Source organism: Streptomyces sp. NPDC016459 (assembly GCF_040632845.1).
In the GTDB taxonomy this organism is placed as follows: domain Bacteria; phylum Actinomycetota; class Actinomycetes; order Streptomycetales; family Streptomycetaceae; genus Streptomyces.
In genome coordinates, this window is record NZ_JBEYCR010000007.1 from 40,184 (window position 1) to 55,056 (window position 14,873).

At 72.1% G+C, this 14,873-nt stretch carries 7 protein-coding genes; all 7 read right to left on the bottom strand.

The annotated features are described in order from the left end of the window. The 7 genes from ABZ567_RS18805 to ABZ567_RS18835 all read right to left on the bottom strand — a co-directional run bounded on the left by ABZ567_RS18805 (nt 1) and on the right by ABZ567_RS18835 (nt 14,789). Entirely contained in the window at nt 1–750 is a 750-nt protein-coding gene (locus tag ABZ567_RS18805; RefSeq protein WP_360790996.1) for an alpha/beta fold hydrolase, read from the bottom strand. Further along, the gene (lat, locus tag ABZ567_RS18810; protein ID WP_360791000.1) at nt 747–2,075 is read right to left on the bottom strand and encodes an L-lysine 6-transaminase; all 1,329 of its coding nucleotides are present in this window, start codon (nt 2,073–2,075) and stop codon (nt 747–749) included. The genes ABZ567_RS18805 and lat overlap by 4 nt, the downstream gene beginning before the upstream one ends. 44 nt (nt 2,076–2,119) lie before the next feature. Continuing rightward, nucleotides 2,120–2,320, bottom strand: a complete 201-nt coding sequence (locus tag ABZ567_RS18815) for an MbtH family NRPS accessory protein (protein ID WP_360791003.1) — start codon at nt 2,318–2,320, stop codon at nt 2,120–2,122. Nucleotides 2,321–2,408: 88 nt separating this feature from the next. Further along, a complete protein-coding gene (locus tag ABZ567_RS18820; RefSeq protein WP_360791006.1) occupies nt 2,409–4,037 on the bottom strand; it encodes a cyclic peptide export ABC transporter in 1,629 nt (542 codons plus the stop codon). Next, nucleotides 4,034–10,540: an amino acid adenylation domain-containing protein gene (locus ABZ567_RS18825; protein ID WP_360791009.1), complete on the bottom strand. Its 6,507-nt coding sequence runs from the start codon at nt 10,538–10,540 to the stop codon at nt 4,034–4,036. The genes ABZ567_RS18820 and ABZ567_RS18825 overlap by 4 nt, the downstream gene beginning before the upstream one ends. Further along, nucleotides 10,537–13,695, bottom strand: a complete 3,159-nt coding sequence (locus ABZ567_RS18830; RefSeq protein ID WP_360791012.1) for an amino acid adenylation domain-containing protein — start codon at nt 13,693–13,695, stop codon at nt 10,537–10,539. Before ABZ567_RS18830 ends, ABZ567_RS18825 begins: the two co-directional genes overlap by 4 nt. Then, on the bottom strand, nt 13,692–14,789 hold the full coding sequence (locus ABZ567_RS18835) for a TauD/TfdA family dioxygenase (RefSeq protein ID WP_360791015.1): 1,098 nt from the start codon (nt 14,787–14,789) through the stop codon (nt 13,692–13,694). Before ABZ567_RS18835 ends, ABZ567_RS18830 begins: the two co-directional genes overlap by 4 nt. Nucleotides 14,790–14,873: the final 84 nt, after the last annotated feature.

Here is a 14,873-nt window from a genome sequence, read left to right on the forward strand (position 1 = left end):
TCAGCTGGCCAGCCCTGCGGCAGTGCCGGAGGCGAAGACGGGCATATGGCGTGGCAGCGCGCCCCAAACACGCGGCGTGAAGAAGTGCCCGCCGGGCAGGACCTCCTGCGAGTACAGCCCGTCCGTCAGGTCCGCCCAGCCCTCATGCAGCGGGCTCAGCTCGGCCTCCCCCACCAAGAGGTGGATGGCGGCACGCAGCCGTTCCCCCGGCTCGTACCGGTAGGAGGAGTAGGCAGCCATGTCCATGCGCAGCAGATCGACGGCAAGGGACCGCAGATCCGGGTCGGCGAGCACGGCGCGCGGGGCGCCACCCGTGGCCTCGAGCCAGGACGCCAGGTCCTCGTCCGGAGCGGCGGCCAGGGCGGCCGAGCGGGTGCCGGTCCAGTGCTGCGGGGCGATGTGCCCGGAAAGGACCAGGCTCTCCGGCCCTACAGCGCCCCGGGCCTGGAGCGCGCGGGCAGCCTCGTAGGCGACCAACGCACCCATGCTGTGCCCATAAAGCACGTAGGGTCCGCGCACCTCGTTCTGGAGAGCCGTCACGCAGTCGTCGACCAGGCCCTGCCAGCCGCCGATGATCGGGTCGCCGAAGCGGGATTCACGTCCCGGGTAGCACAGGGCGCGCAGCTCGATGTCGACCGGCAGCTGCCGGGCCCAGGGACGGAATCCGACGGTGCCGCCACCCGCGAAGCTGAGGCAGATCAGGCGACGGGATGCCCAGGGGCGCGGGTGCGGCCGGGTTATTCGGTTCATGATCGCTCCTCAGCTGCGGACTCTTCCTTGAGTACATCGCGCAACGCCTCGAGGGCGGTGGCGAGTTCGACCTCCGTTACCGACAGCGGTGGCCGCAGACGCAGTTCACGCTCACCGGACCCGAGGAAGATCACCCCGTGCTTGTCGAAGGCCCGCGCGAGGACCCGGTTGCGCACCTCCTGGTCCGGCAGGGTGATGGCGCACATCAGGCCGCGACCGCGCGGGGCGCTGACGAGTTCCGGAATGTCGGCGGCGAGTTCGCGCAACCCCTTGAGGAGATACGCGCCGGTGGTGCGGGATGCGGTGAAGAGCCCCTCGCGCTCGACGACTTCCAGGATCCGGGTGGCCCTGACCATGTCGGTCAGGTTGCCGCCCCAGGTGGAGCTGAGGCGGCTCGATGCGCGGAAGGCGTTGTTCTCGACCTCCAGGACACGCCGGCCGCCGAGGACGCCGCACACCTGGGTCTTCTTGCCGAAGGCGATCAGGTCGGGCCGCAGGCCCAGGGTGTCGCAGGCCCAGCGGTCCCCGGTGAGGCCGAAGCCGGACTGCACCTCGTCCGCGACGAAGAGCGCGTCGTGGGTGCGGCACAGCTCGGCCATGGCGGTCAGGAACTGCGGGCGCAGATGACGGTCGCCCCCCTCGCCCTGGATGGGCTCGAAGACGAAGCAGGCGATCTCGTCGGGGTAGCGGCGGAAGGCGGCCCCGGCGGCGGCCAGCGCCTGCAACTCCTCGTCAAGGAGGTCCGGCTCGTCCCAGCGGTCCATGTCGTTCACGGCCGGGCTCGGGATGCGCGGCCAGTCGAAGACCGGGAAGTCCCGGGTCTTGGACGGGTCGGTATTGGTCAGCGACATGGTGTAGCCGGTGCGGCCGTGGAAGGCGTGCTGCAGGTGCAGGGCGCGCGATCCGCGCACCGCGATGCCGCGCGCCGCGTTGTGCTGGGTCTTCCAGTCGAAGGCGACCTTCAGGGCGTTCTCAACGGCGAGCGCGCCGCCGTCGATGAAGAAGACGTACGGCATGTCGTCTGCGGCGAGGGCCTTCATGAACGCGGTGACGAACCTGATCTGCTCGCCAGTGCCGAAGTCAGGGTTGGCCGGCTTCATGCGGGAGGCGGCGAGCAGGGCCTCGTCGAGCTCCGAATCGCCGTGCAGACCGGGATGGTTGTGGCCCAGTGGAGCCGACGCGTAGAACATCGACATGTCGAGGTAGCGGGAACCGTCCCGCTCGTCCACCAGCCAGCAGCCGTTGCTGGCACGGACGTCCACGAGGATGTCGGCGAAGTCGCCGGTGACATGGGTGCGGAGAAAGTCGAGCGTGGATTGGCTCACGGGGCTCTCCTCAAGGGTGCGGGGTCGGGTGGCAGGCCGGGATGTCATGCGTGCTGGGCGTGGCGCTCGCGGACGCTGAGCGGGCGGATGTCCGTCCAGATCCGGTCGATGTGCGCGACGCACTCCTCACGGGTGCCGCGGGTTCCCTCCCGGTGCCAGCCGGCGGGGAGTTCACGCTCGGCGTCCCACAGGGAGTACTGCTCCTCGTCGTTGCGGACGACGTCGTAGAGGGTTGCCTCGGACATGGTTGTGCTCCTCAAGATGTACGGACATGGGTCGGACAGGTGCTGGTCGCACGGTGGTGAGAGGTTCTGCGGGAGGTGCTGTGGGGGTTCAGGAGGCGGCGGGTGCCGCCACGGCCGCCGGGTCGACGATCTTGCCCCGGTCGAGCTTGAGAATCTGGTCGGCGATGTCGAAGAACCGGTCGTCGTGGGTGATGGCGATGACTGTCTTGCCCTGCTTGCGCAGGGCGGGCAGGACTTCGGTGTAGAAGAACTCCCGGAACTCCGGGTCCTGGTCGGCGGCCCACTCGTCGAAGAGCAGCACGGGCCGCTCGGAGAGCAGGGCGCAGACCAGCGCGAGGCGTTTGCGCTGGCCGGTGGAGAGCGCGGTGGTGGAGAACTCCCCGTCGCGCACGGTCACCTTGCCCGCCATGCCGAGCTGGGCGAGCAGACGGTTGGCCTCGCCGTCGGCGTCCGGGTGGGCCGGCAGGGTGCGGAAGAGGTGGACGTCGGAGAAGACCCCGGCGACGCTCTGCCGCAGCTCCCCGACCCGGTCCCCCACCACCGGCGTGCCGTTGAGGCTGATCTCGCCGCCGCTGGGCGGGTAGAGCCCGCAGATCATCTTGGCCAGCGTGGTCTTGCCGCTGCCGTTGCCGCCGACCAGGCAGGTGATGGTGCCCGGTGCGAAGTCGGCGTCGATCGGGCCGACCCTGAAGTCGGTGTCGTCGGAGCCGGAGTCGTAGTGGAAGACCGTGCCGCGCAGCCGCACTTCCGCACCGGCGGCCCGCTCGCCACCACTCGGTTCGGGTACCCGCAGGCCGCTCTCGTCGCCCAGGTCGAGGGCGTTGAGCGAGCGCAGCGCCGTTCCTGCCCGGCCGATCGCCGGGATCAGGTTGAGCACGGTGACCAGCGGCGTGTTGATGTAGATGACGGCCAGGGTGAATCCGGTCAGGTCGTCCGCAGGGATGTCGAAGCGGGGACCGGCGAACAGCATGATGCCGATGCAGGCGAGAAAGAGCAACTGCCCCCAGGAGCCCGCGACGGTGTACAGGGAAACGCCCCGGGTGGTATCCCGCACCAGGAGCCTGCCGGTGGCACCGACCCCGCCGTCGAGGACCGCGGAGCGGCGCTCGCGGTCCAGCTTCAGCTCCTTGGCGCCGCGGGTGACACTTTCCAAGTGGGCGTGCATGACGTCCTGGTGCTCGCGGGCACGGCGCAGATGGGCACCTGCCCGGCGCACCGGGAGCTGGTAGAGCACCAGGCCGACGGCGAGCACAACAACCATGCCGAGCAGCATCTTGAGCGAGAGCACCCCGATGTAGACGAAGGCGCCGATCACGATCGCGCCGTTCATCGACAGCAGGGGCACGCTGCTGACCGCGCCGGTGATCACTTGTACGTCGTCGGTGAGGGCGGACTGGAGCCGGGCGGGCCCGATGCTCTCGATCCGCCGCATCCCGCTGTCCAGGATCCGGCGGCACAGCTCCATCCGCAGTTCCTGGATGGAGCGTTGCGCCAGCCGGATCAGCAGGACGGAGGAGACCGCCCCGGCGAGCAGGACCGTGAGCGCCGCCGCGGCGAAGGCGGCGATCAACCGCACACCCGGGTCGTCGAGCCGCTCCAGGACCCGCTGGAGCACAGCGATCAGGCCCACGGTGGCGGCGCCGGACACCAGTCCCGCGACCAGCGCCGCGATCACCGTCGCCCGTGAACGGCTCACGAGGAGTGCGAGGAACTTCATCGCCGCCCTTCTTCCGGGGTCGAGGTGGCGGGGGTCGTGGCCTGCTCCGGCGACGCCTCCCTGATCAGGTCGGCAAGACCCGCCACGGTGAAGTCCGCCATGGCCTGCTGCACCCGCAGCGACACCCCGAACTGGCGTCGGATGCGCAGCAGCAGCCGGGTGGCGAGCAGCGAGTGGCCGCCGGCCTCGTAGAAGTGGTCGCGGATGCCGAGACCCTCCAGGCCGAGCAGCTCGTGCCAGAGCGCGAGCAGCTCCCGTTCGGTGTCGTCCCTGGCCGACTGCGTGCTGCCCGACGTGCCCAGGAAGTCGTCGGCCGTGGGAGCGGGCAGGCGGCGCCGGTCCAGCTTGCCGCTGGCGGTCTGCGGGATCTGTTCGATCACGCGGATCGCCGCGGGCAGCGCGTACCTCGGCAGCCGTCCGGCCGCCCGGGTGCGCAGCTCCGTGCGATCGAGCCCCGGCCCCTCGGGCACCACGTAGGCGACCAGGCGGGGCGAGGCTCCCGCGGCGCCGTGCACCACGACGATGCAGTCGGCCACGCCCGGGTGGTCGAGCAGCACGGACTCGACCTCGCCGAGTTCGATGCGGTGGCCGCGGAGTTTGATCTGGTTGTCGAAACGGCCGAGGAACTCCAGCTGACCGTCGGCCCGGTGACGGGCGCGGTCGCCGGTCCTGTAGAGACGCGCCCCTGGCACGCCGGAGAACGGGTCCGGCACGAAGCGCTCGGCGGTGAGACCGGGGCGCTGCCAGTAGCCCCGCGCCACTTGGGCGCCGCCGATGAACAGCTCGCCGGCGGCGCCGGGCGGCACCGGCCGCATCTGCTCGTCAAGGACCCAAATCGTGGAGCCGGGCACCGGGCCGCCGATGGGCGCGCGCTGCCTGCGGGTGACCTCGACGGTGAGTTCGGCGACGGTCATCAGGACGGTGGCCTCGGTTGGCCCGTACCAGTTCAGGACCCGGCAGTCGCGTGCGGAAGGTCCCTCGAACCAGTCGGCGAACCGGGCCGGCACCACCTCCTCGCCGGCGAGGAGCAGCGCCCGCACTCCGATCGGGGCGCCATTCGTGTCGGGGGTTCCGTCCACCGCGGCCAGCTCCTGCGCGATCGTCGGCGTGGTGGCGAGCATGGTGACGCCCTGGGCACGCAGGTGTGCGTGGAGCTGCTGCGCGTCGGCCGCCACGTCGCCCGGCACGAGGTCGATGCGGGCGCCGGCCACCAGGCCCGCGAACAGCTCCCAGACCGACAGGTCGAAGGTGAAGGTGGAACGGACCGCGATCACGTCCTCCCCGGTGGGCTCGACCACGGTGGCGGAGGCCCGCAGGTAGGCGAGGACGTTGCGGTGGGTGACGCCGACGCCCTTGGGGGTGCCGGTGGACCCGGAGGTGTAGATCAGGTAGGCGAGATCGTCGCCGTCAGCCCGCTGCGGAGCGGCGCCTGTGGTGGCGGCGGCGTCGGCGACGGTGCGCACGGTGACGTTCTCCTCGGCGAGGAGCGCGAGCACCGGGGCGTCGTCGTCGGTGAGGTGCGCCGCCAGCGCGGTCCGGCAGCCCGAGTCGCGGATCAGGTGAGCGATCCGCTCAAGGGGCAGCTCCGGATCGACGGGCACGTACGCGGCGCCCGCCGCCATCGCGGCCAGCAGTCCGGTGACGAGGTCGACGCCGCGCCGGGCGACCACCGCGACCAGATCGCCGCGGCGCACGCCGTCGGCGGCGAGTCCGGCGGCTGCTGCCGTGGCCCGCTCGATCAGTTCGCGGTAGGTGAGGGCACCACCGGGGCCGGTGACCGCCACCGCGCCGGGGCGTGCACGGGCGACGGCGGCGATGGCCTCGTCCAGCGTTCCGGCCGGCACGTCGAGCGCGCCGCCGTCGGCCCTGCGGGCCGTGGCCTCGGCGTCGTACGGCAGCAGGCTCGCCGCGTCGTGCGAGGCGTCGGCGTCCGCGGCGAAGCGGCGCAGCGCCTGCGCGTACATCACCGCCAGGTCGGCGGCCCGCTCGTCGGAGACCCGGTCGCTGTCGTAGGCGAGGATCAGGCCCAGCTCGTTCGCGGGCGGGTGCACCGAGTAGGTCGCCATCACCGCGTAGTTGGTGTCCTCGGCGGATGCCGGATGGTGGCCGACGAGCTCGACGACGCCGGTGTCGAGGACCTCGCCGAGCGCGTGGAAGCGCACGAAGTTCACGCCCACGTCGAACAGGGGGTCGTTGCCGAGTGCCTGCTGCACGCTGATCAGCGGAGTGTGCCGGTGCTCCAGGAGGGAGCGCTCCTCGTCGAACGCGCGCCGCGCGAGGTCGCGCCAGCTGCCGCCGGGCACCGTCACCGAGGTCGGCAGCATGTTGATGAACAGGCCGCGCAGGTCCTTGGCGCCGGGCAGGTCGGGGCGGCCGTGCATCACCATGCCGGTGACCGGGTCGGTCACGGCGAGGATCTCGGAGAGCACCTTGAAGTGCACGCCCACGGCGAGGCTCTTGAGGGGCAGGCCCTCCTCCTTGGCGAGCTGAGCCAGACTCTGGGAGGTCTCCGCATCGATGTCGACCTCGATGCGGCGCACCTGGGGCGTGCCGACCGGGCGCAGGTCCTCGATGGCCCGCGGCTCGGCGTCGGCGAGCCGCTCCCGCCACACCGCGGCGGTGTCCGTTCCACCGGCCGCAGCACGTTCCGTCTTCACGAAGTCGGCGTAGGCCAGAGGAAGTTCTGGCCAACGGCTGTCGTAGTCCGGGGCAGCGTCCAGGAGCGCGCTCTGGCGGCTGAGGATCTCCGCGAGGGTGGAGGTCCAGCTCCAGCCGTCGAGAATGGCGTGGTTCTCACTGACCGTCAGCTGGAACTCGCCGTCGCCGACCAGGTGGACGGCGAGCCGCTGCAGTGGGGCGGACTCCAGTTCGAGGTGCTCGACGCGCTCGCGGGCGACGAACGCGTCGATCTCAGCGAGCTGTCCGTCCGCGTCGAGGCCCGACAGGTCGAAGCAGGCCATACGCGGCTCCACGTCACGGTGCACGATCTGCAGCGGTTCGGAGTAGCCGTCCATGGAGATGCTGGTGCGAAGGATGGGATGCCGGGCCATGGTGTCGGCGATGGCCCGGCGCAGCAGTTCCGCGTCGAGGCGGCCGCGCATCCGCACGCTGACGGTGTTGTGGTAGATGCCCGCTTCCGGGTGCAGATGCAGGTGGTAGAGCATGCCCGCCTGGGTGGCGGTCAGCGGGTAGGCGTCCTCCGCGTCGGCGGGCAGCGCGGCGTGGTCGTCGGCGCTGATCATCTCGAACGGCTCGGCCCGGTCGAAGGACTCGGACCTTCCCTCCGCGAGGTGGGCCGCGAACTCGGCGACGGTCTGGTGTCGGAACACGGAGTGCACGCGGGTCTCGTGGCCGAGGGCGCGCAGTGCGCCGGTGATCTCCACCGCGCGGATCGAGTCGCCGCCCAGCACGAAGAAGTTGTCATGCACGCCCACCCGCGAGACGTCGAGGACGTCGGCCCACACACCGGCGACGGTCTCCTCCAGCGGGATGCGCGGCGCCGTGTACTCGGTCCCGGCGTCGAGCCTGGCCTGCGCCGGGTCGGGCAGCGCGCGCCGGTCCGCCTTGCCGTTGACGGTCAGGGGCACCTTGTCCAGCGCGGTGAAGACAGCGGGCACCATGTAGGTCGGAAGGAGTCCGGCTGCGTGCTCGCGCAGTTCGGGCACCGAGGGCAGCTCCCGGCCCGCGGCCGGCACCAGCCACACCACGAGCTGTTCGCCGCGTACGTCGGCGACCGCGGCCGTGACGCCCGGGTGGGCGGCGAGGGCGACTTCCACCTCGCCCAGTTCGATCCGGAAGCCGCGGATCTTCACCTGGGCGTCGGCGCGGCCCCAGTACTCGAACTCGCCGCCCTCCGTGACCCTGGCCAGGTCCCCGCTGCGGTACAGACGAGAGCCCGGGGTGCCGGAGAACGGGTCGGGCACGAACCGCTGGGCGGTGCGCCCCCCGCTGCCGGAGTAACCGAGGGTGACACCCGCCCCTCCGACATGGAGTTCGCCGACCAGGCCGGGGGGAACTGGGTTGAGGCCCTCGTCGAGGACGTACAGGGACAGGTCGTCGATCGGCACACCGATGGGGCTGCCGGTGCGGTCACCCAGGTCGTCGGCGGTGATGACGCGGAACGTGGAGTGCACGGTGGTCTCGGTGATGCCGTACATGTTCACCAGGACGGGGGCGCGGTCGCCGCGTGCCTCGATCCAGGGCCGCAGGGTGTTCACGTCCAGCCGCTCGCCGCCGAAGACGATGTGCCGCAGGGCGAGTTCGCGGGTGGAGCCCTCGGCGGTGTCGGCGGCCACCACACCCTTGAACGCCGTCGGCGTCTGGCTGAACACGGTGACGCCGAGCCGCTCCACGAAGGCGAGTAGGTCCTGCGGTGACCTGGCGGTGTCGTCCGGCACCAGGGCCAGCTTGCCGCCGTGCAGCAGCGCGCCCCACAGCTCCCAGACGGACACGTCGAAGGCGTACGAGTGGAAGAAGCTCCACACGTCGTCGGCACCGAAGCCGAAGCGCCGCGCGGTCGACGAGAACAGCCGCACGACCTGGGAGTCGGCGACCTCGACGCCCTTGGGGCTGCCGGTGGATCCCGAGGTGTAGATCACGTAGGCGACATCCCCGGGGTGCCGCTCGGGCAGCTCGGTCCCGGTGGTGTCCAGGTCGGTGCGGGGGCGGCCGTGCTCGTCGACGGAAACCTGCCGCAGGCCATCGCCGAGGCCGGCCGCGCCCTGCTCGCCGCAGACCACGATGCGGCCGCCGCTGTCGTCCAGGACGTGCCGGATGCGGTCCGCGGGGTTGCGCAGGTCGAGCGGAACGTAGGCAGCGCCCGCCCGCAGGACCGCGAGGATCGCCACCACTTGGGCGGGCCCGCGCTCCAGGTACAGCGGCACGCGCTCGCCCGGCCGCACACCGTTCGCCACCAGGTGCCGCGCCAGAGTTTCGACACGGTCCGCCAGCGACGCGTACGTGATGACCTCGCCCTGCCAGTGCAGGGCGGTGCGCTCGGGATGGCGGGCAGCCGAGCGCAGGAACGCCCGGTCGAGGGCGTGCTCGACCACGGGCTCGGTCAGTGGCCCTGACAGTGCGCCGGGTTCGGCGACGGGCAGCAGCCGCACGTCGCGGTCGGGGGCGGCGAGCCCCTCGGTGAGCAGCCGTATGTAGGCGCCGAGCAGGGAGGCCGCGGTGGACTCGCGCAGCACCTCGGTGTCGTACTCCAGCATCAACTCGAAGTCGTCGCCGCGGCTGACCACGCTGAGCGTGACGTCGGTCTTGGAGGAGGCGGTCTCGGTGGTCACCGGCGTCATGGCTGCCGCGCCCAGGCGCAGCCGGGAGCGGTCCTCGCCGAGGTAGGCGAACATCGCGCCGAACAGCGGGGATCCGGTGCTGCCGCCGACCGCCGCGGTCACCTCCGTGGTGAGCACGTGCTGGTGATCGAGGGAGTCCGCGATCGCGCTCGCCGACTCCTGGGCCAGTTCGCGCAGCGTCGCGCCGTCCCGCAGCCGGCTACGCAGCGGCAGCGTGTTGATGAAGGGACCGACGGTGCCGCGGAGTTCGGGTCGTACCCGGTTGGCCACCGGGACACCGATCACCAGGTCGTCGGTGAGTGCGGCACGGTGCAGCATCGCACGCCAGGCGCCGTACAGGACGGCGAAGACGGACACACCGCAGCCCGCGGCGAACTTCTCGACGCGGACGCGCAGAACGGGCCCGGTGCTGCGCACCAGGTGGCGGCCCAGATGACCGGGGGTGTCCGGGCGCGGATGGTCGAAGGGCAGGCTCAGGCCGCGCGGAGCGCCCTCGAGCTGAGTCCGCCAGTAGGCCAGCGACGCCTCCCGGGCGGGTGCGTCCCCGCCGTGCCGCTCCCACCAGGCATAGTCGGTGTACGAGGGGCCGTCGGGCGCGGCCGGCGGAGTGCCGCCGACGCGGAGCGCCTCGTAGGCGGCGGTGAGTTCCTGGATGAGGACGCTCACCGACAGGCCGTCGACGACGAGGTGGTGGAAGGCGACGACGAGGCGGTGGCGGTCGGGTGCCAGAGCGATCAGCAGGCCGCGCGCCAGCGGACCGCCGCCGTCCAGGTCGAAGGGGGTACGCAACTCGGACTCGGTCAGCTCGTCCCGGCGCCGCTCGGCGGCGGCTACGTCGGCGTCATGAGTGCCCGTCAGGTCGACGCGGCGCAGCGGGGGTACCTCGGACAGCAGCCGGGCGTGCACCTTGCCACGTACGTCATCGGTGACCAGGCGCAGCCCTTCGTGCCGGGCGAGCATCCAGTCGAAGGCCCGGGACAGCGCGTCGGCGTCCAGGGGGCCTTCGATGTCGAGGGCGGCCGGCACCGTGTAGGCGCTGCCGGTGGGGTCGAGGGCGTGTGCCGTCCGCAGCTGGAGCTGGCTCTCCGAGAGGACGACCTGTGCGGGGTCCGGCCGCCGGGGCACACGGGAGGTTTCGGACTGCTGCTGAGGGCGGCGGGCCGCCAGGGCGCGCCGAGCTCGTTCGAGACGTTCGGAATCGCTCATATCTGTTCCTCGGTGGCGTCGTCAGTGGAGCCGGCGGTGGTGGCCGCGTCGGCCTCGTCGGCCGTGTCGTCGAGGGCGGCGAACGCCTCGGCGAAGTCGCGGACCGAGCCGTCCCGGTCGTGTGCGAGCAGCAGATTCGCCTGATCCGCGACGGTGGGCGCGCCGAGCAGCTCCCCCAGGGGGATTTCGGCTCCCATCAGTTCGCGAATGCGGGCGACGGTGTGCATGGCGCGGATCGAGTCGCCGCCCAGCGCGAAGAAGCTGTCGTGGGCCCCTACCCGGGTGGCGCCGAGGACCGTGCGCCAGATCTCGGCGACGACCATCTCCACCGGGGTGCGCGGGGCGGTGAACTCGCCGCCCTGCTCCAGGTGCCCGTCCGCCGGGTCCGGCAGCATGCGCCGGTCGGTCTTGCCCTGCGCCGTCAGCGGTATCCGATCCAGGGCGACGAATATCGCCGGGACCAGGTACGAGGGCAGGACGGCGCAGTGCTCGCGCAGCTCCGCCACTGTGGGCGGCCCGTCCGAGCCCGGCACCAGCCAGGCGGCCAGGCGGTCGTCGCGCGCGTCGACGACGGCGGCGGACACAGCGGGGTGCCGCAGCAGGACGGCCTCGATCTCGCCGGGCTCGACGCGGTAGCCGCGCACCTTCAGCTGACCGTCGGCCCGCCCGCAGAACTCCGGCAGGCCGTCGGTGCCGATGCGGACGAGGTCGCCCGTGCGGTAGAGGCGGGCGCCGCTCGTGCCGGAGAACGGGTCGGGCACGAACCGCTCGGCGGTCAGCCCGCCCCGGCCCGCGTATCCACGAGCGACCCCGGCGCCGCCGACGTACAGCTCGCCGATCACGCCGTGCGGCACGGGTGTCATCGCCTCGTCCAGTACGTGGAGTGTGGTGGCGCCGACGGGGCCGCCGAGGCTGATGCGGTCGCCGGTGACGATCCCCGCGCTGGCGTTGGCGGTGGTCTCGGAGGGCCCGTACAGGTTCCACAGACGCGCTCCCGGCAGAAGCCGGTGGGTGCGCTCCACCAGGTCGGCGGTCAGGGCCTCGCCACCGAGCAGCACGTCCAGGCTCCGCTCGCGCGGGCCGGTCGCGTCGTCGGCGGCCTCCAGGGTCCGCAGCGTCTCGTCCCACAGCCGGGGGACGGTGTTGACGGTGGTGACAGCGGCGCCCGCCCCTGTGCCGGTGAGTGCCGCGGCAAGGGTCTCGGCGGGCCGCTCTCCGGCTGGCGGCAGCACGACCGTGCCGCCGAGGACCAGTGGCCCCCACAACTGCTTGACGGAGGCGTCGAAGACCGGCGCGGCGGTCGCGGGCAGCACCGTGTCCGGCCCGATCAGGCCGGCGTCGGCCAGCCAGCCGAGGTAGTTGACCACGTTGCGGTGGGTGACGGCGACGGGCTTGGGGCGGCCCGTGGAGCCGGACGTGAAGAGCAGGTAGGCGAGGTCGTCCGGGCCGCAGGACGCACCGTCCTCGTGGCCCTGTCCGGCCTGACCGGATGCGGGGCCGTCCCCTCCGTCCTGCTCGCCGTCGCCCTCCTCCGTGACGAGGACCAGGCTGGTGCCACTGCCTTCCAGCAGGGGCGCCGTGTCCGCCGTGACCACGCAGACACGGGCGGAAGCGTCGGCCAGCAGGGCGGCGATCCGTTCGGCCGGGTCGTCCGGGTCGATCACCAGATAGGCGGCTCCGGCGCGCAGCGCGGCCAGCTGGGCGACCAGACGGCCGACCGGGTCCGGCACGACGACCGCGACGATGCCTTCAGGATCCGTGCCGAGCCTTCCCGCCAGGCGGTCGGCTTTGGAGAGGAATTGCCTGTACGACAGCTCCCGCTCCGCGCAGCGCACCGCGGTCGCCTCCGGAGCACGCTCGGCGGCGCGGGCGATCAGTTCGGTCAGGGTGGCGTCCCCCCAGCCGACGGCCGTGGCGGTCGCGGGTGCGGTCGGCGGCGCGGCGGGGTCACCGAGACCCACCTGGCCGATCCGCGTCGTGGGCTCCCGCATTCCCTGCTCCAGGACCGCGGCGAGGGCATCCAGGATCCGGCCCGTCACTTCCGTGCCGAGCCCCGCCTGGTAGGAGCCGTCGAGGCGGAGTTCGATCAGGTCGCCGCGACGCATGGCAGCGAGGCGGAACCCTGGCCCGGTGCCCCGCGCCGAGAGCGACAGGACGGACCAGCCGCCCACACGCTCCGGCACCTCCAGGTACGAGAAGGCGAGCGGCGCACTCACCGCGGACAGATCGCTGATCAGTTCGACACCCTCGCGCTGCGCGGCTCGCGCCGCCCGCACCTCGGACACCACGTCGTCGAGAGTCCGTGCCGCGTCGAATTCCAGCCTGACCGCAGGCCAGGTGGTCAACGGTGCGAGAGAAGCAGCGAGTTGCGGGACCTCGCGCAGTCCGGTGCTCACCCGGACGGCGAGTGCCTGCGCACCGCCGAACCGGTGCAGGACCACCAGCCACGCGGCGAGAAGCACGGCCTCGGTGTCGGCAGCCTCGTACGGGCCCGCGAGTGCGACCTTCCGTACCACATCCGCCGTGGCACCGGCGCTCGCCGCCGACTGTGCGGGGGCCAGCGACCGCACCCGCGCCACCGTCTCGTCGGCGTCGTCGAATCCGCTGTGCGCCTTCTCCTGGCTCGCGCGGGCACCCACCGCGTCGGGCTCGGCCAGCACGTCGTGCAGCCACTCGGCGACATCGGCGTACTGGAGGGGAGCCTCCTCGTCCGGTCCCGCGACCGGACCGCCCGCATCGGCCGGCCCGCGGTCCAGCTCGCGTTCCAGCTCGGCCGCGAGCAGCACCAGACCCTCCGCGTCCAGGATCCGGGCCGACGCAGTGAGTTCGACGTGGCCGTCGGTGGTCGGGGTGGCGGTCCAGGGCTTCTCCATGCCCTCCAGACCTTCGGGCAGCGGGCCGGCAAAGACGCGCTGAGTGGGCGATCCGCCCGCCGGGGACGGCACGAGCTCGGTGCGCAGCACCTCGTGCCGCCGCGTGACGGTCTCGACCGCGACGGCGAGCAGTGCTCCCGGCACCGTGGCCGGGGCTTCGAGCACGAGTGTCGTCACCGTGTCGTCCTGGGTGGCGTCATGCTGGTGCGGTCCCGCGCGGAAGGTCTCCGTCGCGGGAGCGGACGCCGTCGATGCGGCCGCTGTGGAGGTAGCCGTGTTCACCGTCTCTCCCCGTTCGTCTGTGTGATGGTGCTGTCCTGCGCGTGGGTGGCGGCCTGTGCGGGCCGGGCCTCCACGTCCTGCCAGTCCGCAGCGGCAGCCATGGCCACGCGGATCTCCCGCTTTCCGGTGAAGGGCGCTCTGCCGTGCGACGCCAGCAGGTTGTCGACGACCAGCACGTCGCCGAGCTGCCAGTCGAAGGCCGTCGACTCCTCGGCGAAAGCGCTGCGGATCGCGTCGAGTTCGGCCTGGGTGAACTCGCTGCCGTCGCCGGCCCTGCTGGTCTTGGGCACCCGTGCCGGCCCCACCTGACCGAGCAGTTCCGTGGCTAACTCGTTTCCGATGGTGCTCAAGTGGAAGCTGGTGGCCTGGTTGAACCAGACCCACTCGCCGGTGTCGGGGTGCCGCACGACGGCGGGTCGCACGGCCTCGGTGCGCAGGTGGTCTTCCGCGATGCGCTCCACCCGCACCCTGGTGCGCTCGGCGTACGCGTCCAGGCCGCTCTCGTCACAACCCAGCGCGTCCCGCCACGGGATGCCGACGCTCGGCGAGTAGTTGCGCACGTAGCTCACCCCGTGCCGCTCCAGACGGGCGACCAGGTCGGCGGGCAACCGCCGCAGCACCTTGCGGGAGTCGGCCAGCGGGGTCTGCCCGCCGGTCTCCGAGGGCAGCGCGCAGGCGAAGCCGAGTATACGCGGCCAACTCCAGCTGTAGCAGGACTCGTTGTGCATCTCGATGGTCTGATCGGCGGGGTACTCGGTGGAGGAGTAGATGCCGTCGCCCAGCTCGCTGCGCGGCGTGGCGCCGTCCTGGTAGGCGAGGGCGTCGTCCCCTCCGACGGCCTCCACCACCGGGCGCAGTGCGTCGGCGCCCTCGTCGAAGCCTCTGAAGAGCACCGCGCCGTGCTGGTGCAGCTGCTCGCGCACGAGGTCCCCGTTGCTCCGCACCCACATGGTCAGCGGGACGCCGGGACGCTGCGGCGTGGCGAGGACGGGCAGCGCCACGGGCTCCAGGGAGCCGAAGGTGACGGCCGACGCGTCGGTCAGGGACCGCCGCCTGAGCGGCTCTCGAGGCATGCGGGACGTACGCAGGGACATGTCTTCTCCGAAAGTTGTCGGTGGCCCGCGAGGGCTTGCTCGGCATCCGGGCAGGTGGAGTCGGACCAGCCACACGGAACCGTT